Raw genomic sequence first — 25,456 nt, 5'->3', positions numbered from 1 at the left:
CACCGTGGGACCTGGTCAGTATCTCCTGAATCTCACTGGAGCCCTTGCTGATCACCGGATACAACATGCGTTCCCCGGCTGCGGTGTTCGGCACCCGTGAGGCGGCGTCGTTCACCCACTGCCGGACGTCTTCCAGGTCGCGCCGACCGGCGGTCACCACGGAGGCGGAGCGGCCGACCTCCGCCGCGAGTCGCTTGTCCAGGTTCGCGATGTTGCCGATGGTGCGTTCCTGCTTGCCGTTGGCCTCGGCGTAGGACTCCGACGCGGGTCCCGCCCAGGCCCCGTCGGGGCGCGCCGACTTCACGGCGTCCTGCAGACCTTGCAATCGGCTGCTTTGGTCGAACTGGGAGCCGTCGCTCGGCGTGCCTTGGCCGAAGGTGGCGTTGGCGCGGGACCAAATCTCCCGGAACCCGTCGAGTGCGCTCACGTGGTCGAGTTTAGATGGCCGCCGAGTCCCCATCGAGCGGCAAAACTGCGCGGCCGACCCACCGCCTGAGGTAGCCGCGGAGGTCCTCGCCCGTCCGCGGTGGCCGTCCCGGATCGATCACGAACGACTGAATGATCCGCAGCAGGTGCTCGGCGAGGTCGTCGAGTTCACCCTCGGAGAACCCAAGCCCGCTCCAGTCGACGTCGAAGCGACGCACCATGCGGTTCGCGAATTGCAGTGCGACGTCCGATGTCACGGAGGCGGTGTGCTCGTCGGCCCGGCCCGGCGCCAGCAGCAGGCCGAGGTGCTTGTCCTTGGGCAGCCATTCCAGCGCAGTCGCGATGGCCTCGGTGACGGCGTCGACCGGGTCGGCGAGGCCGTGCAGATGCTCGGCGAGCCGCTCGAGGAAGTCATCGGCGGCGCGGACGGCAGAGGCCACCAGCAGGGCTTCCGTGCTGGGGAAGTAGCGGTAAACCGTTTGACGGGTGACCCCGAGGGTGCGGGCGACGTCGGCGATGCTGAAGTCGGCGCCACGTTCGTCGATGGCCTTGCCTGCGGCACTCAGAATCCGCGCGACGGCCTCGTCGTCCGTCGCGGGCGCCGATCCCGACCAACCGTGGGTACGCACGCCGGAATAGTAGCCGGGCGCCGATCTCAGCCCTGGTAGGAGACCGCGAGCTGCTTGACGCCGTTGATCCAGCCCGATCGAAGTCGTTGTGGCTCTGCTACTTTGGCGATGTCGGGAATTTGATCGGCGAGCTCGTTGAAGATCAGCTTGATTTCCATGCGGGCCAGGTTGGCACCGATGCAGAAGTGCGCGCCGTTGCCGCCGAAGCTCAGGTGCGGGTTGGGATTTCGTAGCACGTCGAACTCGAAGGGCCGTTCGAAGACCGATTCGTCGAAGTTGGCCGAGCTGTAGAAGAGGCCAGCCCGCTGCCCTTCCCGGATCGTCACGTCGCCGAATTGCACGTCGCTCAGCGCGGTGCGTTGAAAGCAGTGCACCGGAGTGGCCCAGCGGACGATCTCGTCGACCGCTGTCGCTGGCCGTTCCTTCTTGAAGAGCGCCCACTGGTCCGGGTTGTCGAAGAACGCGTTCATGCCGTGCGTAATGGCATTGCGGGTGGTCTCGTTGCCGGCCACCGCGAGCAGGATGACGAAGAACGCGAACTCGACGTCACCCAGCGCCTCGCCGTCGATGTCAGCCTGGATCAGCCGGGTGACGATGTCGTCGGCGGGGCAGCGCCTGCGCTCCTCGGCCATGTTGTAGGCGTAGCCCATCAGCTCCGCGTTGGCCATCGTCGGATCTGAGTCGAAGTCCGGATCGTCGGTGTTCATGATGCTGTTGGTCCAGTGAAACAGCTTCTCGCGGTCGGACTCTGGCACGCCGATGAGGTCGGCGATCGCAATGAGTGGCAGCCGGGTCGCGATGTCGTCGACGAAGTTGCCGCCGTCCTTGGTGGCGGCCTCGGCCACGATCTCGCGCGCTGCGACCGCGAGAGTTTCCTCCAGGGCCGCCACCGACCGCGGCGTGAATAGCCGCGAGACGATCTTGCGCAGCCGGGTGTGCTCAGGGGCGTCGTGGTTGATCAGCAAGGCCTTGGTGAGCTCCAGTTGCTCACCAGTGACACCGTCCGGCAGGCGCATCACCGCGCCCTTGCGGTTCGTCGACCAGTCTTCGCCGTTCCTGGAGATGGACTTGATGTCCTCGTGACGGCTGATCACCCAGTAGCCGCCGTCGTCGAAGATCGACGCCTGCTGCTCGTTCCACCAGACGGGAGCGGTCTTGCGGAGCTCCGCGAACTCGGTGACCGGGATACCCCGGAGTAGGACGTCGGGATCGGTGAAGTCGTATCCGGCTCCGAATGGGCAGCCGCTCTGCATCGTCGTCACACCTCGACCATACACCGCAGGGATATGTGTATGGCCGAAATGGAAAGGTTTAGGGTGACCCCCGTGCGCGTCCTCGTGATCGGATCCGGTGCCCGTGAACATGCGCTGCTGCTGGCGCTGCGCCGAGACGCCGAGGTCGACGCGCTTGCCGTGGCACCTGGGAACGCCGGCTCGGCATCGATCGCCGAGCAATACGACGTCGATGTCACCTCCGGGGACGAGGTGGTCAAACTGGCCAAACGCTTCGGCGCCGACCTCGTCGTCGTCGGTCCCGAGGTGCCCCTCGTTCTGGGGGTCGCCGACGCCGTCCGCGGCGCGGGCATCGCCTGCTTCGGGCCGTCAAGGGACGCCGCCCGAATCGAAGGCGCCAAGTCCTTTGCCAAGGACGTCATGGATGCCGCCGGTGTGCGGACCGCGCGAAGCGAGATCGTCGACAATCCAGCGCGCCTCGACGCCGCGCTTGACCGGTTCGGTCCGCCGGCGGGGGATCGCGCGTGGGTGGTCAAGGACGACGGCCTGGCGGCAGGCAAGGGTGTGGTGGTGACGGCCGACCGCGACGCCGCCCGCGCGCACGCGGCCAGCCTTCTCGACTCCGGCCACCCCGTGCTGCTCGAGTCGTTCCTCGACGGCCCCGAGGTGTCGCTGTTCTGCGTGGTCGATGGCGAGACGGTGGTGCCGTTGCTGCCCGCGCAGGACTTCAAGCGCGTCGGCGACGGGGACACCGGACCCAACACCGGAGGAATGGGCGCATACACGCCGCTGGCCTGGCTGCCCGACGAGGCCGTCGCGTCGATCGTCGACGACGTCGTGAAACCCGTTGCCGCCGAACTCGTCAAGCGCGGTTGTCCGTTTTCCGGCCTGCTGTACGCGGGTTTGGCGATGACGTCGAGCGGCCCCGCGGTCGTCGAGTTCAACTGCCGCTTCGGCGATCCCGAGACCCAGGCCGTGCTGGCGCTGTTGGAGAGCCCGTTCGGGCGATTGTTGCGGGCTGCCGCCACGGGTGAACTCGCGGCCCAGCCGCCACTGCAATGGAGTGACGGGGCTGCCGTGGCGGTGGTGCTCGCCGCGGAGAACTACCCGGGCCGGCCTCGCGTCGGTGACGTCATCACGGGCTCGGAAGCGCCCGGCGTGCTGCACGCAGGCACCTCCAGGCGCGACGACGGTGCCGTCCTGTCGTCGGGCGGTCGCGTGTTATCGGTCGTCGGCACCGGCGCCGACCTCACCTCCGCGCGCGAGGCCGCCTATGGCGTCATCGGTGCGATCCGCTTGCCGGGCAGTCACTTTCGCACCGACATCGGACTCGCGGCCGCCGAGGGGCGAATCAGCCTCGTCGGCGGGCAGGGGCACAGCGACTCGGAGGATTGACAGCGTTAGGCGACGAGAAGCGGTGCCATCCAAGCGATTTCGGCTGGCAGCTGCGAACTCCAGAATGCGCCGTCGTGCCCGCCGGGAGAGAACCCACCCGCGGGCGGGTGGGGCAGCTGCGCGATGAACTGCTTGGTGGCCGAATAGAACGGATCGCTGTCGCCGCAATCGATCCTGATCGGAATCGACGCCAGGTTCGGTAGGCCCCACACGCTGTTGGCGGCGAAGTCGTCCGCCCCGTCGAACGCACCGGGCGCCGTCGCCCCCGAGGACGTCCACAGTGCCGGACTGACGGCGCAGATCGCCGCGGTCCGCGCCGGACCCAACCTCGAGCCGAGCAACAGTGCGCCATAACCGCCCATGGACCAGCCAAGGAAGCCGACGCGCGAGGTGTCCAAACCCTGCTCGCCGAGCAGCGGGATGAGCTCGTTGAGGACCATGGCGCCGGAGTCCTCACCCGAAGTGCGTGAGTGCCAGTAGCTGCCGCCACCATCGACGGCGACGACGGCGAACGGCGGAATGCCTGCCGAGACGGCCTGCGCGAGGCCCTGTTCGACGCCGCCAGCCATCACTCCCGCCGCGTCCTGGCCCTTGCCGTGCAGCGCGATCATCGGTCGCAGGGGGCCGGTCTGGCCCGGCGGCCGCGCGATCGCGTAATTGGTCGGGACGCCCCCGCGGGCCGCCGAGACGAACGACCCCGTGACGTACGTCGGCGCTGCCGTCGGCGGCGGTTCCAGAGGTAGCGGAGGGGACAGCGGTGCGCCGATTCCGGTCATCGCGACCGGTGGCCGGGTCACCGGAGCCTCACTCAACGTCGAGCCGAGTGCGTATGCGCCAGCGGCGCCCGCGGCGGCGCCGACACCGAGTCGCAGAAGGGCGCGACGGCTCAGGTCTGGCATGCGGGCCATCATGCCACTGGCTTCTCGAGTGCCGGTCGTCGGCCATTCCTGTGGAGAGCCTTGCAGTTGGCCGAAAGCCCCATACCGTGAGGCCGTTGCTGGCAGCATGCAAGGCGTGACGGCAGCGGTCACCCCAAAGGGTGAAAGGCGGCGGTACGCGCTGGTCAGCGCGGCCGCCGATCTGCTATGCGAAGGCGGCTTCGACGCCGTCCGACATCGCGCCGTCGCCCGCCGGGCCGGGCTGCCGCTGGCGTCGACGACGTACTACTTCTCGTCGCTCGACGACCTCGTGGAGAGAGCCGTCGAACACGTTGGTACCCGCGAGGCCGAGACGTTGGATACGCGAGTCGCGGCGCTGTCGCGCCGCAAGCGCGGAGCCGAATCGACCGCCGACGTACTGGTCGATCTCTTGGTGGGTGACGGGCCGGGCACGCGGGTGTCCGAACAGTTGATCTCCCGCTACGAGCGCTACATCGCCTGCGCGCGCCAGCCAGGGCTTCGCGACGTTCAGCGCCGCATCATGAAGCAGCGGACCCAGGCCGTCGTCGAAGTGGTGGAGCGTTCCGGTCGTTCGGTACGCGCGGAGTTGATGACGGCACTGGTGTGCGCGGTCGACGGCGCGGTCGTCGCGTCCCTGGTCGGAGTTGGGGACGGCCCGCGGGCGACGGCAAGGGCGACGCTCGTCGACGTCATCGACGTGCTTGCACCGTTCGACTCGACTCGGCCTAGTTTGGTCGTGCCCGCAACGGGCTAACTTGGGTGGAATGAAGCTGACCGGCGTCTTCGACGCTGCCCTCGACCGTTCCGTCCTGCTCGGCTACTCCAAGATCGGGTCGAGCGTTCGCAAGCTCTGGTGGCCGGCCGACCCACCCGCAGGCGCAATGGCGGGCAAGCGAGTCCTCGTCACGGGGGCGACGGCCGGTCTTGGCGAAGCGATGGCGAAGTCCTTCGCCGGACTCGGCGCGACCGTGCACCTGCTCGGTCGCAACCCCGAGAAGGTCAAGGGTTCGGCTGGCCTGATTCGTGGCGAGGTTCCCGGTTCGGTCGTGATCGACGAGGTGTGCGACGTCGGGGACCTCGACGCGGTGCGGGCGTGGACGGATGACCTGTCGGGGCGCATCGACGTGCTGCACGGCGTCGTACACAACGCGGGTGTGATGCCGAAGCAACGCGATGAGACGCCGCAGGGCCACGAGTTGCAACTGGCCTGTCACGTCCTCGGGCCGCACTTGATGACCGATCGACTGCTTCCGCTGTTGCGCAATGCCGACGGCGCGTCGGTCGTCTTCGTCTCCTCGGGTGGGATGTACAGCGCGCCACTGGAGGCCGGTGACATGGAATCGACGCTCGGCGAGTACGACGGCGTCCGCGTCTATGCCAGGACGAAGCGCATGCAGGTAGTGCTTGCCGAGGCGTGGGCCGAGCGATTGGCGCGCACGGACGTCCGTGTCGAGAGCATGCATCCCGGATGGGCGAAGACCCCCGGTGTCGCCGACGCGCTGCCGACGTTCCAGAAGTTCGCAGGCCCGATCCTGCGCGACGCGGGCGACGGTGGTGACACCGCGGTCTGGCTCGTCGCGACCCGCCCGACGTCACAGTCGCCGCACTTCTGGCACGACCGGGCGCAGCGGCCGACGACGTTCGGGTGGCAGCGGCCGGAAGACGCGGGAGTCGTCGCCCGGTTCCTCGACGAGGTCTCGACGATGACGGACACGGCGCGCAACTGGGTTGCTTCCGGGGTGTGAAGGTCCCGGTGCTTGAAATCGCACGTTAGTGGTTACTCCCTGACTCACAGCGAACCATCAGGGAGGCGCCATGGCTCAGGCGACGGTCGAGAAGCAGCCCGAGCTGAAACGGGTGATGGGGCCTGGCCTACTGCTGCTGTTCATCATCGGCGACATTCTCGGCACCGGCGTGTACGCGCTGACGGGGGACGTCGCCGCCGAGGTGGGCGGTGCGGCCTGGCTGCCATTCCTGGTGGCCTTCATGATCGCGATGGTGACCGCGTTCAGCTACCTGGAGTTGGTGACCAAGTACCCGCAGGCCGCCGGTGCCGCGCTTTACGCGCACAAGGCGTTCGGCGTCCACTTCGTCACCTTCCTGGTGGCCTTCATCGTGATGTGTTCCGGTATCACGTCGGCATCCACCGCGTCGCGCTTCTTCGCGTCGAACTTCTTCAAAGGTTTCGGATTGGACTGGGGGACAGGCGGAATCGTCGCCGTCGCATTGCTGTTCATGGTGGCGGTGGCCGCGGTCAACCTGCGCGGCGTCGGCGAGAGCGTCAAGCTCAACGTCGTACTCACCATCGTCGAGATCACCGGACTGATGCTCGTCATGTTCGTCGGTTTCTGGGCCTTCACCCAGGGCGGCGACGTTGACTTCTCCCGGGTGGTCGCGTTCGACACCGCCGATGACAAGAACGCCTTCCTTGCCGTCACGACGGCGACGTCGCTGGCCTTCTTCGCGATGGTCGGCTTCGAGGACTCGGTCAACATGGCCGAGGAAACCAAGGACCCGGTGAAGATCTTCCCGAAGATGCTGCTGACCGGACTCGGCATCGCGGGCGTCGTCTACATCGTGGTCGCCGTCATCGCGGTGGCCCTCGTCCCCGTCGGCACGCTGGAGGCCAGCGAGACGCCGCTCGTCGAGGTGGTCAAGGCAGGGGCTCCCGGTCTGCCGATCGAGCAGATCCTGCCCTTCATCTCGATGTTCGCCGTCGCCAACACGGCATTGATCAACATGTTGATGGCCAGTCGCCTGATCTATGGCATGGCCAAGCAGCACGTCCTGCCGCCGGTACTCGGCACCGTGCATCCCTCGCGGCGGACCCCGTGGGTGGCGATCGCGTTCACCACGACGATCGCCTTCGGCCTCATCCTGTACGTCACCGCATTCGCCGGTGACAAGGCGATCTCGACGCTCGGCGGCACCACGTCACTGTTGCTGCTCGCGGTGTTCGCCGTGGTGAACATCGCGGTGCTGGTGCTGCGCAAGGACATTCAGGCAGGCGGGGGCGAGCGAAGCGAGGGGGAAGGCGGTGGCCAGCACTTCAAGACGCCGACGTGGCTGCCGTGGGTGGGATTCGTGGCGTCGGCCTATCTGGTGCTGCCGCTGTCCGGGCGGCCGCTGCAGCAGTACGTGTTGGCGATCGCCCTGGTGATCCTCGGCGTCGTGCTCTTCGGGCTCACCGTGGCGATCAACCGCGCCGTTGGAATCCGCGGGCCCGGCATCACGGATGCGGAGAAACTCGACGCCGAGCCCTAACCGGAGAGCTTCTCCAATCGAGCCTGAAGTTGGGCGACCCGGTGCTCATTGCCCGTCAGTGCTACGTAGCGGTCGCCGAACCGTGCGAGCAGCGCGTCATCGAGACGTCGAACGGCGCCCGCCGGGTAGCGGTAGTCCATCTTCTCGTTGACCGCGTCGGTGTCGAAGGCACCGAGCAGTTCGTCGAGTTCGTCGAGTGAAACGATGCCCAGTTCCAGCAGCAGCCCCGAGATCCACGCATAGTGCTCGGTCCGCGACCAGCCTGCGTCGGGAAAGCGGTTGCCGAGGTACGTGGCGAGGACGGGGGTGCCGATGCGCGGGTCGCTGGACTGCTCGGACTCTTGCGCGGGCGGCGAGCTCTTCAGTCGCTCGCGGATCGCGGAGAACTCGCGGTCGGCCAGTTCCAGTAGGCCGGCGGCCAGCGTGAACCGCCGGTCCAGATCGGGGGCGTCCTCCTCGGGAATGGAGCCCTTGTAGCGGATGTCGTGCTCGAACTCGGCCCATGCGTGCTGCAGGACCGTCCGCACCTGGATCGACGCGGGCTGCTGCTCGCCTTCGACGGCGACCAGCAGATGCCTGCTCGCGTAACCCCATCTGCCTTCGCGCGCGGTCTCCTGGCCCATGTCCCTGTCGTCGAGGAGCTGCATCTCCTCGGCAAGCAGGTTGGCGACGGTGGTGACGTCGTCGCGCAGGAACGTGATCACCCGCAGGCCGATCTGGTCGGTGAGCTCCGAGAGCGGGTCGGTGTACAGGCGCTGGCCGTCGACGCTGCGGTCCGCCTTCGCCGCGAACGACGCCACGCTCTTGGTTCGTGCCGTGACGTTCAGGTAGTTGATGCCGGCGTCGTCGAGGAGCGTCGTGACTAGATCGAGGTACCGGTCCGTCGCCTCGAGCAACGCCGGTCGCCGCGAGGCGAATTCGGCGATCGCGTCCCGGACCGCGCCGGGCGTTGGCTCCGGCGGGGCTGGGAACAGGCCCGGCGGCAGGGTCGGGGTGACGGTCGCACCCGTCGCGGCGTCCCCGTATGTCGTCACGGCGTCGGGCCTGCGGGTGGCGAACAGAGCGACGTAGGCGCAGATGACGGCGTCGACGGGGTCCTCGGCACGGCGCAGTTCACTCTTGCGCTCGGCCGTCTCCACCGACTGCCTGAGTTCCACCCAGCCGTCGTGGTCGGCGACCTTGAGGGGTGGGGTGGCCTGGGCCAACGTTTCGACGAGGTCCATCAGCCGCAACAGTTCGGAGCGCAACTGGGCGAAGCTGCGGCCAGGCTTGGACTTGTACTTCAACGTCCGGCCAAGGCGGAAGAGGGCCACGGTCGCCGGATGGGGATAGACCTCGATGGCGCGCCGCGTCGAGGTGGAGTCCGGGTCGATGTCGAGGTCAAGGGCTGCTGCGAGCCGGGCGGCGCGCGGCGTGCCCGCGAACTCGGGCTTGCCGGTGTTGGTGGGGTGCGCGCCCGCCTCGAACTTCGCGAAGTCGCGGTTGAGCGCGGCTTCGCTGGGGCGCTGACCGGTGGGGTTGTTGACCACCAGGGGCGCGTCGAAGGCGACCAGGCAGTCGCCTCGGACGTAGGGCGCGAGCGCAGCCCTGATGCTGGTGTCGTCCTGCGCGACGCCGACGAACAGCAGCTTGCCCGCCTCGTCGACGACGGCGACGCCTGTGGGTTTGCGCTCACCCCATGCGAGGTCGACGCCGACAAAGTGCACGGGGTCTACTGTGCACTACCGGCTCAGTAGGCTGTGTGTTCGTGAGCATTCCGAATGTCCTGGCCAATCGGTACGCCAGTGCGGAGATGGTGGCGATCTGGTCACCAGAGGCCAAGATCGTCGCGGAGCGGCGACTGTGGATAGCCGTCCTTCGTGCGCAGGCCGAGCTGGGTGTCGCGGTACCCGACGGCGTCATCGCCGACTACGAGCGGGTCCTCGAGCAGGTCGACCTCGCATCGATCACCGAGCGCGAGCGGGTGACGCGCCACGACGTCAAGGCGCGCATCGAGGAGTTCAACGCCCTCGCCGGCCACGAGCACGTGCACAAGGGAATGACGAGCCGGGACCTCACCGAAAACGTCGAGCAGCTGCAGATCCGTCGCTCGCTGGAACTAATACACGCCCACGGGGTGGCAGTCGTCGCGCGGTTGGCCGAGCGTGCCGACCTGTACCGCGACCTGGTGATGGCGGGCCGTTCGCACAACGTCGCCGCCCAGGCGACGACGCTCGGCAAGCGGTTCGCCTCGGCGGCCGAGGAGACGCTGATCGCATTGACGCGCCTCTCGGAGCTGATCGACCGCTACCCGCTGCGCGGCATCAAGGGGCCCATGGGCACCGCGCAGGACATGCTCGATCTGTTCGACGGCGATACCGCGCGGTTGGCTTCGTTGGAGCGGCGGGTGGCCGAATTCCTGGGCTTCACAGACGTTTTCACCAGCGTCGGGCAGGTGTACCCGCGGTCGCTGGACCACGACGTGGTGTCCGCGCTCGTCCAGCTCGGCGCCGGGCCTTCGTCGCTGGCGCACACCATCCGGCTGATGGCGGGCAACGAGCTCGTCACCGAGGGATTCGCGCCGGGACAGGTCGGCTCGTCGGCGATGCCGCACAAGATGAACTCGCGTTCGTGCGAACGGGTGAACGGCCTGCAGGTGGTGCTGCGCGGCTACGCGTCGATGGCCGCCGAACTCGCTGGCGCGCAATGGAATGAGGGGGACGTGTTCTGCTCGGTGGTGCGTCGCGTCGCGCTGCCCGACGCGTTCTTCGCACTCGACGGTCAGATCGAGACGTTCCTGACCGTGCTCGACGAGTTCGGCGCCTACCCGGCGGTGATTCAGCGCGAGCTCGACCGCTACCTGCCGTTCTTGGCAACGACTCGCATCCTGATCGCCGCGGTGCGCGCCGGCGTCGGGCGGGAGACGGCGCACGAGGTCATCAAGGAGCACGCCGTCGCGGTCGCGCTGGCGATGCGGGAACGCGGCGCCGAGCCCGATCTGCTGGACCGGTTGGCCGCCGATCCGCGAATGCCGCTGGACCGTGCGGCGTTGGATGCGGCGTTGGCGGACAAGGCGGCGTTCATCGGCGCGGCGGGCGCACAGATCGACGCCGTGGTCGCGGCCGTCGAGGAGTTGGTGAGCCGGTATCCCGACGCGGCCAAGTACACCTCGGACGCCATCCTGTGAGTCTGACGGCGGTGGACTTCACCGACCTGGACAACTTCGCGGCGGGCTTCCCGCACGAGCTGTTCGCGGTGCACCGCCGCGAGGCACCGGTCTACTGGCACGAACCGACCGAACACACCCCCGACGGTGAGGGCTTCTGGTCGGTTGCCACCTATGCGGAAAGCCTTGCGGTGCTCCGTGATCCGGTGTGTTACTCATCGGTCACCGGTGGGGCCCGGCCATTCGGCGGCACCCTGCTGCAGGACCTGGCGATCGCGGGCCAGGTGCTCAACATGATGGACGACCCGCGGCACTCACAGATCCGCAGGCTGGTGAGCTCGGGTCTGACGCCACGGATGATCCGCCTCGTCGAGGACGATCTGCGGTCGCGGACACGGGTGCTGCTCGACGCCGTGGAGCCCGGCGTGCCGTTCGACTTCCTCGTCGACGTGGCAGCGGAATTGCCGATGCAGATGATCTGCATCCTATTGGGAGTGCCGGAGTCCGAACGGCATTGGCTGTTCGAGGCGATCGAACCGCAGTTCGACTTCGGCGGTTCGCGCACCGCGGCCCTTTCGCGGATGTCCGTCGAGGAGGCGGGCTCACGGATGTACGCCTACGGCGTGGAGTTGATCGCCGCCAAGCGCGCCGATCCGACCGACGACATGCTGTCCGTGGTCGCGAATGCCTGTGACGACTCCGGGCCGACGATGTCGGAACTCGAGCTGTACCTCTTCTTCAGCTTGCTGTTCAGCGCAGGGGCGGAGACCACGCGCAACTCGGTCGCCGGTGGGCTGCTGGCGCTGATCGAGCACCCGGACCAGATGCAGTTGCTGCGCGAGGATTTGGGACTCCTACCGACGGCGATCGAGGAGATGGTGCGCTGGACGTCGCCATCACCATCGAAGCGGCGCACCGCGACACACGACGTCGAGCTCGGCGGGTGTTCGGTGGAGGCCGGGCAGAAGGTGCAGATCTGGGAGGGCTCGGCGAACCGCGACGCGTTGGCCTTCGTCGACCCGGATACCTTCGATGTCACACGAAAGCCGAACCCGCACTTGGGCTTCGGGCAGGGTGTGCACTACTGCCTCGGCGCGAATCTGGCCCGCCTCGAGCTTCGGGTGCTGTTCGAGGAGCTGCTTGGCCGGTTCTCCTGCGCGCAGTTGGTGCGGCCCGTGGAGTGGACGCGGAGCAACCGGCACACCGGTATCCGGCACATGGTGGTCTCCTTCTAGCCTCCGCCACCGCGATTTGTGTGCGCTTACCCGCGGTGAGCGCGGCTTCCAACACGCAAGTCACCGGTTGCGCGGCGTATTTCGGCAATCACCCGCTCGGGGTACTCGGTGAGATCGATCCACGTGAACCGCAGGACCTGCCAACGAGCCAGGGCGATGGCGTTCTGTCGGACGCGGTCGTTCTGAAAGTCCTCTGCGCTGGAGTGATAGGCGAAGCCGTCCACCTCGATCGCGACCTTGCAGCCCGGAAAGCCGACATCGACCTTATAACCGGCAACCGGGTAGTTGGCCTTCCAGCCCGTCATCCCCGCCTGCCTGAGCAGGTTCACCAGGATCCGTTCTGCCTCTGACCGTGCCCCGCCGTCCGCGGCTTGCAGGAGTCGGCGCGCGGCGGGTGAACCGTGTCTGCCCTTGTTGCGGAGATGCGCGTTCCACAGCGTCCGCAGTTCGACGTGGCGCTGCAGGGCCGAATCCATCAGCTTCGGACCGCCACCCCGGCGCACGGCCGCCTCGATCACGGTGAGCGGCAGAGCAGTCACCCGCAATCCATTGCGTTCGATCACGTCGGCGGCATCGAGGTCACGCCTGCGTCGACGCACGCCGGGTCTGCCAGGGTGATGGTTGGCGCGCGGGACGGTGACCTCGACAACATCGGGGGCGAACCGAGTCAGATCCAACCACCAGGCGGCTGCGAGTCCGCTTGCCGTCGCGCGGTCGCCATGCGCCCAGACCGCAGCCCGGATTCGGGCGGCGTCGGTGAACAGTCGGTCGTCGACGAAGTAGACGCCACGGGAGCACCGCCGCCAAGATCTGGACCGTACTTTGCGCTCGATCGCATCCTGGCTGAGGCCTGCCTTGCGCGCTTGAATGCCGGTGATGACGCCATCGTGGCGGCGCAGTAGGTCTTCGATCACGCGCATACGACGCGGATGAGGCGCTTCTAGGTTCCATGGCCAGCGACTTGCGTGTTGCAACCCGCGGTGGGCGCGGGTAAACGCACACAATCGCAGGGGGGCTACTTGCGGCGGATGCCCGACGAGCGGAGTTCGAGGTTGGCCAGGCCCCGGATCGCGATCGCGTCGTCGCGGCGCCAGGCACCGACGGGATCGATGCTGACCGACGCGAGCTTGGCCAGCGGACGGTTGGCCAACGCGCGCAGCGCCAGCAGCTGTTCGCCCGCGGGCGTGGCGGCCAGCGTGATCGCCGTCCACTTGCGACGGAGGAACCGGATCCGCAGCACCAGCCACGGAAGTGCGACGAAGAGGATCGGGGGTGCGGCGACGGCCAAGCCCAGCACGACGGCCAGCCAGGTCGCCGTGGTGTCGAGGCTGTGGCCCGCACCGGCAATGTCGAGGGCAGCTCGGCTCGCGGCCCGCAGCGGCTTGCTCAGTGCATCGCCGACCAACGGGAAGTCATCGGTGCTGTCACCGGCCGAGCTCAAATTGTCCGAAACACCGGTGGCGCCGTCGTTCACCTGCTTGCCCACGTCGGCGATCGTCTTGACCGCGGAGTGCACGGCCAGACCGACGAACACCCACACGGTGGTCCACAGGACGACGACGACGTCGCTGGTCAGCTGGGCGAGCAGCCGGCCAGGCGTGGTGGCGTACGGCACGTAGCGAGAGCTCATGGATGTGATCCCAACACAGATGGACCGATAGTCTTGCCCGATGCGCCCAGCTCTGACCGACTACGAACATCTGGCCAGCGGCAAGGTCCGCGAGCTCTATCGCATCGACGCCGACAATCTCCTGTTCGTCGCCAGCGACCGCATCTCTGCATTCGACTTCGTCCTCGACAGCGAGATCCCCGACAAGGGTCGCATCCTCACCGCGATGAGCGTGTTCTTCTTCGACTACCTGGACGCGCCCAATCATCTGGCGGGTCCGGCCGACGACGAGCGGATACCGGCCGAGGTGCTTGGCCGCGCGCTGGTGGTCAAACGGCTCGAGATGATGCCCGTCGAGTGCGTGGCCCGCGGCTACCTCACCGGATCCGGCATCATCGACTACCGCGCGACCGGTCGGGTCTGTGGCATCGAGCTTCCCGACGGTCTCACCGAAGCCAGCAAGTTCGCGGAACCGCTGTTCACCCCCGCCACGAAAGCCGAACTGGGAGAACACGACGAGAACGTGAGCTTCGAGGACGTCGTCGGCGTCGTCGGCGCGGAGCGGGCCGCACAGCTGCGCGACCTGACACTGCAGATCTATGGGCAGGCCGCCGCGCACGCGCTGAGCAAGGGCATCATCATCGCCGACACCAAGTTCGAGTTCGGGATCGACGAGAGCGGTGACATGGTGCTCGCCGACGAGGTGTTCACGCCCGACTCGTCCCGTTACTGGCGGGCCGACGCCTACCAGGAGGGTGTCGTGCAGCCCAGTTTCGACAAGCAGTTCGTCCGAAACTGGCTGACCGGACCCGATTCGGGCTGGGACCGTAGCGGTGACGTGCCACCCCCGGCCCTGCCGGCGGACATCGTCGAGGCCACCAGGGCCCGTTACATCGAAGCATACGAACGCATTTCAGGGTTGACGTTCGCAGACTGGATCGGAGCCAAATGAGCGGCACCCCGCCGATTGCCAAGCGTGTCGACCATCGACGCGAGCACCACGGGGACGTCTTCATCGACCCCTACGAGTGGCTTCGGGACAAATCAGATCCGGAGGTGATGTCCTACCTCGAGGCCGAGAACGTGTACGCCGATCAACAGACAAATCATCTGGCGCCGTTGCGGCAGAAGATCTTCGACGAGATCAAGGCTCGCACCAAGGAGACCGATCTGTCGGTGCCGACCCGGCGCGGCGAGTGGTGGTACTACGGGCGCAGCGTCGAAGGCAAGCAGTACGGCATCCACTGCCGTTGCCCGGTGACCGATCCCGAAGATTGGACCCCACCGCAACTCGACGAGAACGCCCCAGTTCCCGGGGAGCAGATCCTCCTCGACGAGAACGTCGAGGCCGAAGGGCATGACTTCTTCTCCCTCGGCGCGGCGTCGATCAGCATCGACGGGCACACGCTGGCCTACTCGGTCGACGTCGTCGGCGACGAGCGATACACCCTGCGCTTCAAGGACTTGCGCACCGACGAGCTGTACGACGACGTCATCGAGGGCATCGGCGCGGGGGCGACGTGGGCGGCGGACAACCGCACCGTCTACTACAACACCCTCGACGACGCGTGGCGACCCGACACCGTGTGGCGGCACCGGCTCGGTGCGGGAATTCCCGCCACCAAGGTCTTCCACGAACCCGACGAGCGATTCTGGGTCGCGGTCGGCCGGACGCGCAGCAACAAGTACGTCGTCATCGCGTCCGGCAGCTCGGTGACGTCGGAGATGTTCTACGGCGACGCCGCCGACGGCGAGACCGAGTTCGTCTCGATCCTGCCGCGGCGCGACTTCGTCGAGTACTCGGTCGAGCACGCCGTCGTTGGCGGGGAGGACCGTTGGCTCATCCTGCACAACGACGGCGCCGTGAACTTCACCCTCGTCGAGGCACCCGTCAGCGACCCGACGGCCTTCCGCACGCTCATCGAGCACCGCGCCGACGTTCGACTCGACGCCGTCGACGCGTTCGAGAGTCAGCTCGTCGTCAGCTACCGCAGCGAGGCGCTGCCCCGTATTCAGTTGTGGCCCATCGGCTCCGATGGCACCTATGGCTCACCCGAGGAGATCACCTTCGAGACGGAGTTGACGTCGTCTGGACTGTCGGGCAACCCGAACTGGTCGGCGCCGGTACTGCGTGTCGGGACCACGTCGTTCATCGTTCCGGTGCGCATCTACGACATCGACCTGGCGACGGGTGAACGGACCATGCTTCGCGAGCAGGCGGTACTCGGCGACTACCGTCCCGAGGAGTACGTCGAGCGGCGTGACTGGGCGCCTGCACCAGACGGTACGCGGATTCCGGTTTCGATCATTCACCGTGCGGGACTGCAGTTTCCGGCGCCGACGCTGCTCTATGGCTACGGTGCGTACGAGTCCTGCGAGGACCCGCGATTCTCGATCGCGCGACTGTCGCTCCTCGACCGCGGCGTGGTATTCGTCATCGCTCACGTCAGGGGTGGCGGAGAGATGGGCAGGCCGTGGTACGAGCACGGCAAGATGTTGGAGAAGAAGAACAGCTTCATCGACTTCATTGCCGCGGGCGCCCATCTGGTGGGTACCGACGTCACTCGACCCGAGAACCTGGTGGCAATGGGCGGCAGTGCAGGTGGGCTGTTGATGGGTGCGGTCGCGAACATGGCGCCCGACCTCTTCGCGGGCATTCTCGCGCAGGTTCCGTTCGTCGACGCGCTGACGACGATCCTCGATCCATCCTTGCCGCTGACCGTCACCGAGTGGGACGAGTGGGGCAACCCACTGGCCAGCGAGGAGGTCTACCACTACATGAAGTCCTACACGCCGTACGAGAACGTGGAAGCCAAGGAGTATCCCGCCATCCTTGCGATGACGTCGCTCAACGACACCAGGGTGTACTACGTCGAACCCGCCAAATGGGTTGCGGCGCTGCGGCATAGCAAGACCGACGCCCACCCTGTCCTGTTGAAGACGGAGATGAGCGCCGGTCACGGCGGCATCAGCGGACGCTACGAACGCTGGAAGGAAGCGGCGTACATGTACGCCTGGGTACTAGCCACCGGCGACCGCGACCACCACGGCAGCGGCCAGGTAGACCACCTCTTCCGCGGTCCGAACGTCTAGCCGCGACGTCATCGACTTGGGCGGGGTGGGCATCCGCGCCGCGTAGACGTTGGCGGGGAACATCGCCAGCATCAGTAGGAAGAGGCAGACCGCGGCGGCGACGCGGGTCGGCGGGTTCAGCAGACCCGCGGCGCCGAGCAGTTCAAGAGCGCCGGTGACCGTCACCAACAGTGCGGGCGCAGGCAGGGCGGGTGGCACGATCGCGATCATGTCGCGCCGCATCGACGGGGCGAAGTGTGCGCCGCCGGTCATCACGAACATGACGGCCAGACCGACCGCGATCGCGGCCGGCCAGTCGTCGACGTAGTCGACCCCCAGCCAACCGGCGGTGCGGGCGGCAAGGCTGCCGACGATCAAAGCCAGGAACACGGCCATGTCGAACCTCCAAATCTAGACAGTGACAAGATGACGATAGCAACGATCCTGTCACTGTCAAGATTCCCGGTATATGCTGGGCCCGTGCGCAAGGACTCCTATCACCACGGCGATCTCAAGGCGGTGATCCTGGGGGAAACCGCGACGCTCGTCGCCGAACGCGGGGCCGACGGCATCTCCCTGCGCGAACTGGCGCGCGCCGCAGGCGTCTCGCACGCCGCCCCCGCTCACCACTTCACCGACCGGCGCGGGCTCTTCACGGCGCTGGCCACCGAGGGCTACCGACTGCTTGCGGCCGCGCTCACCGAGGCCCGGCCCAAGTTCATCGACGCGGCACGGGCCTACGTACGCTTCGCGCTCGACCACCCCGGCCACTACGAAGTGATGTTCGACAAGTCGCTGTACGACGATGCCGATCCCGAGCTGGTTGCCGCGGCGACGGCCGCGGGGGCCGAGCTCAACCGCGGTGTGGGGACCCTCGTCGACGAGCACGCCAGGGACGACCCCGAGGGCGCCGCACTCGCGGCCTGGTCACTGGTGCACGGGTTTTCGCTGTTGTGGCTCAACAAGGCAGTCGACACGACGGGTGATCCGGTGGCGACGGTCGAGCGGCTGGCGGGCATCCTGTTCGACGACTAGGCCGACGGGGTAGCGTCGCGCCCATGAGTCTGACCGACATTTCGTTGACCACCCTCGACGGCAAGCCGACGTCGCTGGCCGAATTCGCCGACGGCCCAGTGCTCGTCGTGAACGTGGCGTCCAAGTGTGGGCTGACGCCCCAGTACACCGCACTGGAGCAGCTGGCAAAGGCCTACGGCGAGCGCGGGCTGACGGTTCTCGGCGTGCCGTGCAACCAGTTCATGGGCCAGGAACCAGGCACCGCCGAAGAGATCCAGTCCTTCTGCGCCACCACCTACGGTGTGACGTTCCCACTGCTGGCGAAGACCGATGTCAACGGGGCTGACCAGCACCCGCTGTACGCGGAGCTGACGAAGACCGCCGATGCCGATGGCCAGGCGGGCGACGTGCAGTGGAACTTCGAGAAGTTCCTCCTGGCGCCAGGCGGCGCGGTCGTCAGCCGCTTCCGGCCGCGTACCGAGCCGGACGCTCCCGAGATCATCAGTGCCATCGAGGCCGTCCTGCCGGGCTAACCCCAAGACGTCAACTCCTGCCCGCCTGTCTGACACCGTCGAGACACCTGGCGTTGCCATACTGCGGTGCGTGGCTGGAGAACTGATCGTCTCGATCTCCGGGATCAAGGACCGCACGCTGGCCGACGTCGACGCGTTCCGTGCCGAACTCGTCGCGCGCAACGTGCCCGCCTCGTTCCTGGTGGCACCGCGACTGAAGGGCGGCTACCGGCTCGATCGGGACGCCCCGACCGTGGAGTGGTTGGCCGGGCGCCGCGCCGAGGGCGACGCCGTCGTCCTGCACGGTTACGACGAGGCCGCGACCAAGAAGCGTCGCGGCGAATTCGCGACCCTGCAAGCGCACGAAGCCAACCTGAGGCTGATGGGCGCCGACCGCGTCCTCGAACACCTGGGCCTACGCACCCGATTGTTCGCCGCGCCAGGGTGGACGGTGTCGCACGGGACGGTTACCGCATTGCCGCGCAACGGGTTCCGGCTCGTCGCGGAGCTGAGCGGGATCACCGACCTGGTACGTGGGACGACATCACGGGCCAGGGTCGTCGGCATCGGCGAGGGCTTCCTCACCGAGTCGTGGTGGTGCCGGACGCTGGTGCTCTCCGCCGAACGCACCGCGCGCCGGGCCGGGACGGTCCGCGTTGCCGTCGCGGCAGGGCAGTTGCGTCGACCGGGTCCCCGTCAGGCGATGCTGGACGCGATCGACCTCGCCCTCTTGCACCGGTGCACGCCTGCGGTGTACCGCTGGGAGCCAAAGCCCGTACTGACAGACGTGACGGACGCCGCCTAGCTTGGGCGGCTAACCTGACGACCTATGGCTGACGTTGATGTCATCGTGGTCGGAGCCGGGCTTGCCGGGCTGGTCGCCGCCTGCGAGGTGCTGGACAAGGGCCGCTCGGTCCTGATCGTCGATCAAGAGAATGCCGCCAACCTCGGCGGACAGGCCTTCTGGTCGTTCGGCGGGCTGTTCTTCGTGGACAGTCCCGAACAACGCAGACTGGGCATCCGCGACAGCCACGATCTGGCGCTCCAGGATTGGCTCGGCACGGCGGGATTCGACCGGCCGGAGGATCACTGGCCCCGCCAGTGGGCGCACGCCTACGTCGACTTCGCGGCAGGCGAGAAACGCAGCTGGCTCCGCGAGCGCGGCTTGCAGACCTTCGCCCTCGTCGGCTGGGCCGAGCGCGGCGGCTATGACGCTCGCGGGCATGGCAATTCGGTGCCGCGCTTCCACATCACGTGGGGTACCGGTCCCGCGATGGTGGACGTCTTCGCTCGCAGGCTCCTGGCGGCAGGCGCAAAGGTGCGATTCGCCCATCGCCACCGGGTCGACGAACTGATCGTCGAGGCCGGCGCGGTAACCGGGGTGCGCGGTGCGGTACTGGAGCCGTCGACCGAAGCGCGTGGCGTCGCCTCGTCACGAAACACGATCGGCGAGTTCGAGTTTCGGGCACCGGCCGTCATCGTCGCCAGTGGCGGAATCGGCGGCAACCACGACCTGGTCCGCAAGAATTGGCCGGCCAGGATGGGCCGGGTACCCGATCAGTTGCTCAGCGGCGTTCCCGCCCACGTCGATGGCCGGATGCTCGGCATCACCGAGGCCGCAGGCGCCAATCTCATCAACGCAGACCGGATGTGGCACTACACCGAGGGCATCACCAACTACGACCCGATCTGGCCCCGACACGGTATCCGGATCCTTCCTGGACCGTCGTCGATCTGGCTCGACGCGACAGGCCGTCGGCTCCCCGCGCCGCTCTACCCAGGATTCGACACCCTCGGCACGCTCGAGTACATCGCGAAGACGGGCCACGACTACACCTGGTTCGTCCTCAACGCGCGCATCATCGCCAAGGAGTTCGGGCTGTCGGGGCAGGAGCAGAATCCCGACCTGACCGGGCGCAGCGTGCGGCAGGTGCTCGCGCGTGTGAAACCGGGTGCCCCTGAGCCCGTGCAGCGATTCGTCGACCGCGGTGTGGACTTCGTCTCGGCGACGACCCTGCGGGATCTGGTCGCGAAGATGAACGACGTACCCGACGTCGAACCACTGGACTACGACGTCGTCGAGGTCGAGGTGACCGCGCGCGACCGTGAAGTCGTCAACTCCTACACCAAGGACAGCCAGGTGACGGCCATCCGCGGTGCGCGCAACTACCTGGCCGACCGGGTGGCCCGCGTTGTCGCACCGCACCCGATCACCGACCCGAAGGCAGGTCCGCTGATCGCGGTCAAACTGCACATCCTGACGCGAAAGTCGCTGGGAGGACTGGAAACAGATCTCGACTCCCGCGTGCTGAAGCCGGACGGGACGGCATTCGACGGGCTGTACGCCGCAGGGGAGGCGGCTGGCTTCGGCGGTGGCGGAGTTCACGGCTATCGATCGCTCGAGGGCACCTTCCTCGGCGGCTGTGTCTTCTCAGGACGGGCGGCGGGTCGGGCCGCGGTGCGCGACGGCGGTTGAGGTTCGAATCCGGCTGAGCCGAAGTCGACCCGTCCGCGTCGTGGCTCAGTCCCTTGGGAAGCGTTCGTGCAGTGCGTCGAGAAGTCGCCGTGCTTCCTTGATGCGTTCGCGGAGTTGCAGAAGGGCGTGGGGCACGGCGACCGAATCGTCCGGGTTCTCCTCGCGCCTGCGTCTGCGTCGCCGCTCGGTCGCCGCGACGAGATCCTCCAACTCGTCGAGTTCGTCCAGCAGAAGCGCCTGGAACAGGCGCGATTGTGCGACGTCAGCAGGGTAGGTGGGGCGCTCGCCGCTACGCGCTGGAGCGTTCGGTGCGTCGGCAGGTACGACAGCTGCGCCGTGCAGCGAGTAGTAGCCCGGGTGCACGGTCTGCAGTGGGCTGACCCCACGCCTGGCGGATTCGGCGCGTGCTGATCGAGGCGGCATGCCGGAATACTGTCCGGTTCAGCCGATCACAGCCACCGCCCAGGATTCGTCAGGTGGCGGGGAGGTCGATCGTCGTCGTGACCGACACCATCTGCGGAGTGCTCGGAGCCGAGGAGAAGCCGAACCGGACGGGTGGATCCAACGGTGCGAGACCGCCGACGTCGACCCCGCGAAAGGTGCCGGTGACAGCGGTGATCCGCCTGCTCCGTCGCACCCCGTAGTACTCCCGGCGGCCGTTGCCCGCACTGCCCGCGGTGCGGACCCCCTTCAGCAACCGGGAGGCGACGGGGTCGATGGCACGGAGCCAGAGCGGCGCCGTCGCCAGTCGCGACGGCACCAGCCGAAGCAATGAGTCGAATGGCGCGGACGCGCCCAACCGGCCGGCTACGGTGAGCCCGGGCGCGGCGACACTGAACCCGGCCGAATTGTGTTCGACGCTGACCGGACCGATCTCGATGTGATCGAAAGTGTATGTTGCCGAGACGAATTCGGCGATCTCCTGACGGGGTGCCAGCAAGGTTCGTTGGCCGTCCGCCGTTTCCACCATCACGTCGGCGAACCGGCCGAACGGAGACTCCGACCACGATCCGATGACCATTCGAATCCCCGCCGCGGTGCCGAGACCCGCGATGTGCCCGGTGAACACCAGTCGTCGCGCGCCCGCCATCTAGATGTCCGTGCCGTTCTCCTCCTCGAGGATCTGGAAGTCGGTGTCGGTCATCTCGGACAGGCGCCCGTAGTAGATGCCGCGGGCTTCCTTGGCCACCACCGCCTGGTGAATCGGGACCGCGCGCGTCGGTGCGACCGCCCGCAGGTAGTCCACCGCCTCGGAGATCTTCATCCACGGCGCGGCGGCCGGGGTGGCCAAAACCTCGACGGGCTCGCCAGGGACGAACAGTGCGTCGCCGGGATGCATCAGCCGGGCGGGGTGCCCTTCGTCGCCAATGAGGTACGAAATGTTGTCGATCACCGGAATCTCGGGGTGGATCACCGCGTGAACGCCGCCGACCCCGCGGACGTTCAGGTGGCCGACCGTGACTGCGTCGCCCACGTTGACGGCCTGCCAGGCCCCGCCGAGCTGGGCCGCGGTCATCGGGTCGGCGTACAGCGCGGCCTGCGGGTTCGCGTCGATCAGCGCTGGCAGACGTGCCACGTCGACGTGATCGGGGTGTTGATGTGTGATGAGGATCGCAGACAACCCGGTGACCCCCTCGAAGCCGTGGGAAAAGTTCCCAGGGTCGAACAGCACGGTGGTTTCGGAAGGTCCTTCCCGAAAGCTCGCGAGCAGACAGGAATGGCCGAAGTGCGTCAGTTGCATGGCTCCATTGTGGCGCGCCGGGCCGCCGGTAGAGTGAGCGCCGAGCAATCTTCTTCAATGGACAGGAGCCGCGCGTGGCCCGCGTCGTAGTGCACGTGATGCCCAAGACGGTGATCCTCGACCCGCAGGGTCAGGCGATCGTCGGAGCACTGGGCCGCCTCGGCGTATCCGGTGTGTCAGATGTCCGGCAGGGCAAGCGTTTCGAGCTCGAGGTCGACGACAGCGTGAGTGACGAGACGCTCGCCGAGGTCGCCGAGTCGCTGCTCGCCAATACCGTCATCGAGGACTGGACCGTCAGCCGGGAAGAGCAGTGACCGCCCGGGTCGGAGTCGTCACGTTCCCAGGGACGCTCGACGACGTCGATGCCGCGCGCGCCGTCCGATTGGCTGGCGCGGAGTCGGTCAGCCTGTGGCACGCGGACGCCGACCTCAAGGGTGTGGACGCCGTCGTGGTCCCCGGCGGGTTCTCCTACGGCGACTATCTGCGCTGCGGCGCGATCGCCAAGTTCGCGCCGGTGATGGGTGAAGTGGTCGCTGCTGCCGGGCGTGGGATGCCGGTCTTGGGGATTTGCAACGGTTTTCAGGTGCTGTGCGAAGCGGGACTTTTGCCGGGTGCGCTGACCCGCAATGTCGGTCTCCACTTCGTCTGCCGCGACGTGTGGCTGGAGGTGGCTTCGGCGTCGTCGGCGTGGACCACCCGCTACGAGAAGGGCGCCGACCTGCTGGTGCCGCTGAAGTCTGGCGAGGGCCGCTTCGTGGCCTCCGATGCGGTGCTCGACGAGTTGGAGGGCGAGGATCGCGTCGTCTTCCGGTATCGGGAGAATCTCAACGGTTCGCTGCGCAACATCGCCGGCATCAGTTCGGCCAACGGCCGCGTCGTCGGCCTCATGCCGCATCCCGAGCATGCGACCGAGGCATTGACCGGCCCGTCCGACGATGGGCTCGGGCTGTTCTACTCGGCGCTGGACGCGGTGCTCGCCGCCTGATTTGCCGCGCGGAACACCCCTGAGCGGATGTTAGCGTCGAGAGGCTGGTCAAACTCGGTCGATGCAGGAGGTGTTTGATGCTGGTCAATCCAGATCTGTTGCGAGCCTTCGCCGGTCAGGTCGATCATGCCTCGGCAGAGATGAACGGTCTCAACGTCGACGGCGTCGCGGGTGGGGCGGCCGATGGTCTGCCCGGCTCGGAGACACAGTGGGCCGTCCGGGAGATCGGTGATCACGTTTACCTGGCGGCCAAGGACATCATCGACGACGTTTCGGCGATCGGGGTGGCTGTCCGCGGAGCCGGTGACCGGTACGAAGTGGAGGACGCGGCGCTCGCGAGCGGGTTCGGGAGATTGTTCTAGCCCGTGTTGCCAACTCGAACCAGATTGACCAGCTGGAACCCCGACTCGCTCGCGGCAGGCGCGGCCTCGATCGACAAGGTCGGCCAGAAGGTGTTCGACACCGTGCGACAGCTCGACGACGACTGTGACCGGATGGACGATATGCGGACCTGGCGGGGCCCGGCGCACGATGCGGCAACGGGCATGTTCGGCCGGGCGGTGACGAGATCGTCGAACTATCTCCACTACACGAACGCTGTGGCGACGGCACTGCGGGATGGCAGCACGAACATTGGCAAGGCGCGCACAGATCTGCTGCACGAGGCGGACGCGATTGACCGGACCGAGCTGAGCGTCGCTGACAACTGGGTGGTTCAGATCAGGCCTGCGGCAATGACCGCCGATCACGCCGCCGATCTGCAGAAGCAAGCCCAAGCGGCGCAGGGTGAGATCAACGGGCTGTTGTCTGCAGTAGGGAGCGCGGACGAGCAAACGACGCAGAAACTGTTGGCAGCGAGAGCTTTGCAAGGTGCGGAGTTCAAGGTTCACCGGATGGGACCACCCGGACCACCTCCGCCCGTGCCAGGTGACGAGGTGCCGGATCCTCGGACCGAAGGCGGCCGACAGCTTCAGGAAATCGGACGCGAGCAGGACATGGCCACGACCGTTCGCGAGACCGACGAATCGAACGACGAGAACGGCAACCACTTCAAGACGTTGTACATGGTCGACGGCAGCAAGCAGTTGATCAAGGAAGAAGGCGGCTGGCCCCCCAGTGCGCACGTACTGCCGGAAGGCACCCTGCAGGTCACCCAATACGACAAGAACGGCAATGAAGTGTCAGTTGCGGAGACGATTCACGGTGAGGATGGCACTGAGACGACGAACGTCTGGTGGACCGACGGGACGTCGGTCGTGATGACGCGAACCCCGGACGGCAAGTGCAGCGGCGCTGTGACGACGGCGGACGGCAGACACGGCACTCTCGCGGATTCCTTCTTTGCCGATCCCGTCCCGGACGTCGTCGGGGGTTCGATGACGGCCTTGGAGAAGCAGGCAGAGAAGGGCATTCCCGGGCTGAGCGCTCGGGCTCTCGAGAACGTCGGGGCGGGGGCGAAATTCGGCGGACCGGCGTTCGGGGTGGTGGCCTCGCTTTACGACGTGGCGACGGCGGAGACCAAGCACGACGCCTGCGTCGCGGCGTGGAAGGGTGGCGTGGGCCTGGCCGGTGGCGTTGCCGTCGACGCTGCACTCACGGCATTTCAGCCCGAACTGGGCCCCATCTGGGCGGGCATTGCCAGCGGAACCGGCGGGTTCGGATTCGGCAAACTCGGTGGCTTCGTCGGCGAATTGGTCTGCCCGCAGTGAAGAACGCACTGGGCTTGGGGTTCTACTTCGTCGCAGTCAACGGACTGGCCTTGATGAGCGTCGTATGGGCGGTGGTTTCGTTCGGCCGCGGGGAATACCCGACGACAGTGGTT

General features: G+C 67.2%; 27 protein-coding genes. 16 read left to right on the top strand and 11 right to left on the bottom strand.

Annotated elements, in window-relative coordinates; translation table 11 throughout:
* The 3 genes from QOD90_RS14510 to QOD90_RS14500 form a co-directional block, all read right to left on the bottom strand.
* A partial coding sequence (locus tag QOD90_RS14510) for an EspA/EspE family type VII secretion system effector (protein ID WP_526350834.1) occupies positions 1-427 on the bottom strand: 427 nt, incomplete at its 3' end.
* A gap of 10 nt (positions 428-437) precedes the next feature.
* Positions 438-1,055 (bottom strand): TetR/AcrR family transcriptional regulator, encoded by a 618-nt coding sequence (locus tag QOD90_RS14505; protein WP_526350832.1) that lies wholly within the window; start codon positions 1,053-1,055, stop codon positions 438-440.
* Positions 1,056-1,081: 26 nt separating this feature from the next.
* Positions 1,082-2,308, bottom strand: coding sequence for a cytochrome P450 (locus tag QOD90_RS14500; RefSeq protein ID WP_526350836.1), 1,227 nt, complete (start codon positions 2,306-2,308; stop codon positions 1,082-1,084).
* 72 nt (positions 2,309-2,380) lie between these two features.
* On the opposite strand from QOD90_RS14500, the gene purD reads away from it, so the two are divergent.
* Positions 2,381-3,682, top strand: coding sequence for a phosphoribosylamine--glycine ligase (gene purD, locus QOD90_RS14495; protein ID WP_526350830.1), 1,302 nt, complete (start codon positions 2,381-2,383; stop codon positions 3,680-3,682).
* A gap of 5 nt (positions 3,683-3,687) precedes the next feature.
* On the opposite strand, the gene QOD90_RS14490 is transcribed toward purD, so the two are convergent.
* Positions 3,688-4,593 (bottom strand): alpha/beta hydrolase, encoded by a 906-nt coding sequence (locus QOD90_RS14490; protein WP_526350828.1) that lies wholly within the window; start codon positions 4,591-4,593, stop codon positions 3,688-3,690.
* 94 nt (positions 4,594-4,687) lie between these two features.
* Between QOD90_RS14490 and QOD90_RS14485 the strand changes: the two genes are divergently transcribed.
* From QOD90_RS14485 to QOD90_RS14475, 3 genes are all read left to right on the top strand, one after another.
* Positions 4,688-5,335, top strand: coding sequence for a TetR/AcrR family transcriptional regulator (locus QOD90_RS14485; RefSeq protein WP_526350826.1), 648 nt, complete (start codon positions 4,688-4,690; stop codon positions 5,333-5,335).
* Positions 5,336-5,345: 10 nt separating this feature from the next.
* Complete coding sequence (locus QOD90_RS14480; RefSeq protein WP_526350824.1) at positions 5,346-6,326, top strand: SDR family NAD(P)-dependent oxidoreductase; 981 nt, start codon at positions 5,346-5,348, stop codon at positions 6,324-6,326.
* A gap of 70 nt (positions 6,327-6,396) precedes the next feature.
* Entirely contained in the window at positions 6,397-7,845 is a 1,449-nt protein-coding gene (locus tag QOD90_RS14475; protein ID WP_526350822.1) for an amino acid permease, read from the top strand.
* Here QOD90_RS14475 and relZ read toward each other — a convergent pair.
* Complete coding sequence (gene relZ, locus QOD90_RS14470; protein WP_526350820.1) at positions 7,842-9,551, bottom strand: bifunctional ribonuclease/(p)ppGpp synthase; 1,710 nt, start codon at positions 9,549-9,551, stop codon at positions 7,842-7,844. The genes QOD90_RS14475 and relZ overlap by 4 nt on opposite strands.
* 41 nt (positions 9,552-9,592) lie before the next feature.
* Between relZ and purB the strand changes: the two genes are divergently transcribed.
* Entirely contained in the window at positions 9,593-11,011 is a 1,419-nt protein-coding gene (gene purB, locus QOD90_RS14465; protein ID WP_526350818.1) for an adenylosuccinate lyase, read from the top strand.
* A complete protein-coding gene (locus QOD90_RS14460; protein ID WP_526350816.1) occupies positions 11,008-12,225 on the top strand; it encodes a cytochrome P450 in 1,218 nt (405 codons plus the stop codon). The genes purB and QOD90_RS14460 overlap by 4 nt, the downstream gene beginning before the upstream one ends.
* A 26-nt stretch (positions 12,226-12,251) precedes the next feature.
* On the opposite strand, the gene QOD90_RS14455 is transcribed toward QOD90_RS14460, so the two are convergent.
* Together QOD90_RS14455 and QOD90_RS14450 are read right to left on the bottom strand one after the other, a co-directional pair.
* Positions 12,252-13,139: an endonuclease domain-containing protein gene (locus QOD90_RS14455; protein ID WP_526350814.1), complete on the bottom strand. Its 888-nt coding sequence runs from the start codon at positions 13,137-13,139 to the stop codon at positions 12,252-12,254.
* Between the two features lie 101 nt (positions 13,140-13,240).
* Positions 13,241-13,855: a hypothetical protein gene (locus QOD90_RS14450; protein ID WP_526350812.1), complete on the bottom strand. Its 615-nt coding sequence runs from the start codon at positions 13,853-13,855 to the stop codon at positions 13,241-13,243.
* Between the two features lie 40 nt (positions 13,856-13,895).
* Between QOD90_RS14450 and QOD90_RS14445 the strand changes: the two genes are divergently transcribed.
* Positions 13,896-14,786, top strand: coding sequence for a phosphoribosylaminoimidazolesuccinocarboxamide synthase (locus QOD90_RS14445; protein WP_526350810.1), 891 nt, complete (start codon positions 13,896-13,898; stop codon positions 14,784-14,786).
* Positions 14,783-16,927: a S9 family peptidase gene (locus tag QOD90_RS14440; RefSeq protein WP_526350808.1), complete on the top strand. Its 2,145-nt coding sequence runs from the start codon at positions 14,783-14,785 to the stop codon at positions 16,925-16,927. Before QOD90_RS14445 ends, QOD90_RS14440 begins: the two co-directional genes overlap by 4 nt.
* Here QOD90_RS14440 and QOD90_RS14435 read toward each other — a convergent pair.
* Positions 16,856-17,302, bottom strand: coding sequence for a DoxX-related protein (locus QOD90_RS14435; RefSeq protein WP_526350806.1), 447 nt, complete (start codon positions 17,300-17,302; stop codon positions 16,856-16,858). The two genes, QOD90_RS14440 and QOD90_RS14435, sit on opposite strands and share 72 nt — an antisense overlap.
* Before the next feature lie 84 nt (positions 17,303-17,386).
* Here QOD90_RS14435 and QOD90_RS14430 point away from each other — a divergent pair, with 84 nt between their 5' ends.
* From QOD90_RS14430 to QOD90_RS14415, 4 genes are all read left to right on the top strand, one after another.
* Positions 17,387-17,941 carry a TetR/AcrR family transcriptional regulator gene (locus QOD90_RS14430; RefSeq protein ID WP_526350805.1) on the top strand — a complete coding sequence of 185 codons (555 nt, stop codon included), beginning with the start codon at positions 17,387-17,389 and terminating at the stop codon, positions 17,939-17,941.
* 23 nt (positions 17,942-17,964) lie between these two features.
* Positions 17,965-18,453 carry a glutathione peroxidase gene (locus QOD90_RS14425; RefSeq protein WP_526350803.1) on the top strand — a complete coding sequence of 163 codons (489 nt, stop codon included), beginning with the start codon at positions 17,965-17,967 and terminating at the stop codon, positions 18,451-18,453.
* Positions 18,454-18,523: 70 nt separating this feature from the next.
* Positions 18,524-19,237 (top strand): DUF2334 domain-containing protein, encoded by a 714-nt coding sequence (locus QOD90_RS14420; RefSeq protein ID WP_526350801.1) that lies wholly within the window; start codon positions 18,524-18,526, stop codon positions 19,235-19,237.
* A 24-nt stretch (positions 19,238-19,261) separates the two neighbouring features.
* A complete protein-coding gene (locus tag QOD90_RS14415; protein ID WP_526350799.1) occupies positions 19,262-20,908 on the top strand; it encodes an FAD-binding dehydrogenase in 1,647 nt (548 codons plus the stop codon).
* A gap of 45 nt (positions 20,909-20,953) precedes the next feature.
* On the opposite strand, the gene QOD90_RS14410 is transcribed toward QOD90_RS14415, so the two are convergent.
* Genes QOD90_RS14410 through QOD90_RS14400 form a run of 3 tightly spaced genes read right to left on the bottom strand, consistent with a single transcriptional unit; the run spans position 20,954 to position 22,649 of the window.
* Complete coding sequence (locus tag QOD90_RS14410) at positions 20,954-21,331, bottom strand: hypothetical protein (RefSeq protein WP_526350797.1); 378 nt, start codon at positions 21,329-21,331, stop codon at positions 20,954-20,956.
* 49 nt (positions 21,332-21,380) lie between these two features.
* On the bottom strand, positions 21,381-21,998 hold the full coding sequence (locus QOD90_RS14405; protein WP_526350795.1) for a hypothetical protein: 618 nt from the start codon (positions 21,996-21,998) through the stop codon (positions 21,381-21,383).
* Positions 21,999-22,649: an MBL fold metallo-hydrolase gene (locus QOD90_RS14400; RefSeq protein ID WP_526350793.1), complete on the bottom strand. Its 651-nt coding sequence runs from the start codon at positions 22,647-22,649 to the stop codon at positions 21,999-22,001. It abuts the gene before it with no gap.
* Between the two features lie 74 nt (positions 22,650-22,723).
* On the opposite strand from QOD90_RS14400, the gene purS reads away from it, so the two are divergent.
* The 4 genes from purS to QOD90_RS14380 all read left to right on the top strand — a co-directional run bounded on the left by purS (position 22,724) and on the right by QOD90_RS14380 (position 25,343).
* Positions 22,724-22,963 carry a phosphoribosylformylglycinamidine synthase subunit PurS gene (gene purS / locus QOD90_RS14395; RefSeq protein ID WP_526350791.1) on the top strand — a complete coding sequence of 80 codons (240 nt, stop codon included), beginning with the start codon at positions 22,724-22,726 and terminating at the stop codon, positions 22,961-22,963.
* Complete coding sequence (purQ, locus tag QOD90_RS14390; RefSeq protein WP_526350789.1) at positions 22,960-23,634, top strand: phosphoribosylformylglycinamidine synthase subunit PurQ; 675 nt, start codon at positions 22,960-22,962, stop codon at positions 23,632-23,634. Before purS ends, purQ begins: the two co-directional genes overlap by 4 nt.
* 77 nt (positions 23,635-23,711) lie before the next feature.
* Entirely contained in the window at positions 23,712-23,996 is a 285-nt protein-coding gene (locus QOD90_RS14385; RefSeq protein WP_526350787.1) for a hypothetical protein, read from the top strand.
* Between the two features lie 3 nt (positions 23,997-23,999).
* On the top strand, positions 24,000-25,343 hold the full coding sequence (locus tag QOD90_RS14380) for a hypothetical protein (RefSeq protein ID WP_526350785.1): 1,344 nt from the start codon (positions 24,000-24,002) through the stop codon (positions 25,341-25,343).
* Positions 25,344-25,456 lie beyond the last annotated feature (113 nt).

The sequence above is a fragment of the Mycobacterium sp. genome (genome assembly GCF_032161845.1).
In the GTDB taxonomy this organism is placed as follows: domain Bacteria; phylum Actinomycetota; class Actinomycetes; order Mycobacteriales; family Mycobacteriaceae; genus Mycobacterium.
The sequence above is the reverse complement of the archived record's forward strand: the minus strand, read 5'-3'. Positions and strand labels throughout refer to the sequence as shown.

Bases quoted from the DNA above. Each gene is read 5' to 3' on its own strand.
- QOD90_RS14500 (WP_526350836.1), bottom strand. From the start codon at position 2,308: ATGCAGAGCGGCTGCCCATTCGGAGCCGGATACGACTTCACCGATCCC.
- QOD90_RS14490 (WP_526350828.1), bottom strand. From the start codon at position 4,593: ATGATGGCCCGCATGCCAGACCTGAGCCGTCGCGCCCTTCTGCGACTC.
- QOD90_RS14485 (WP_526350826.1), top strand. From the start codon at position 4,688: ATGCAAGGCGTGACGGCAGCGGTCACCCCAAAGGGTGAAAGGCGGCGG.
- QOD90_RS14480 (WP_526350824.1), top strand. From the start codon at position 5,346: ATGAAGCTGACCGGCGTCTTCGACGCTGCCCTCGACCGTTCCGTCCTG.
- QOD90_RS14475 (WP_526350822.1), top strand. From the start codon at position 6,397: ATGGCTCAGGCGACGGTCGAGAAGCAGCCCGAGCTGAAACGGGTGATG.
- QOD90_RS14450 (WP_526350812.1), bottom strand. From the start codon at position 13,855: ATGAGCTCTCGCTACGTGCCGTACGCCACCACGCCTGGCCGGCTGCTC.
- QOD90_RS14445 (WP_526350810.1), top strand. From the start codon at position 13,896: ATGCGCCCAGCTCTGACCGACTACGAACATCTGGCCAGCGGCAAGGTC.
- QOD90_RS14440 (WP_526350808.1), top strand. From the start codon at position 14,783: ATGAGCGGCACCCCGCCGATTGCCAAGCGTGTCGACCATCGACGCGAG.
- QOD90_RS14435 (WP_526350806.1), bottom strand. From the start codon at position 17,302: ATGGCCGTGTTCCTGGCTTTGATCGTCGGCAGCCTTGCCGCCCGCACC.
- QOD90_RS14425 (WP_526350803.1), top strand. From the start codon at position 17,965: ATGAGTCTGACCGACATTTCGTTGACCACCCTCGACGGCAAGCCGACG.
- QOD90_RS14415 (WP_526350799.1), top strand. From the start codon at position 19,262: ATGGCTGACGTTGATGTCATCGTGGTCGGAGCCGGGCTTGCCGGGCTG.
- QOD90_RS14410 (WP_526350797.1), bottom strand. From the start codon at position 21,331: ATGCCGCCTCGATCAGCACGCGCCGAATCCGCCAGGCGTGGGGTCAGC.
- QOD90_RS14405 (WP_526350795.1), bottom strand. From the start codon at position 21,998: ATGGCGGGCGCGCGACGACTGGTGTTCACCGGGCACATCGCGGGTCTC.
- QOD90_RS14400 (WP_526350793.1), bottom strand. From the start codon at position 22,649: ATGCAACTGACGCACTTCGGCCATTCCTGTCTGCTCGCGAGCTTTCGG.
- QOD90_RS14385 (WP_526350787.1), top strand. From the start codon at position 23,712: ATGCTGGTCAATCCAGATCTGTTGCGAGCCTTCGCCGGTCAGGTCGAT.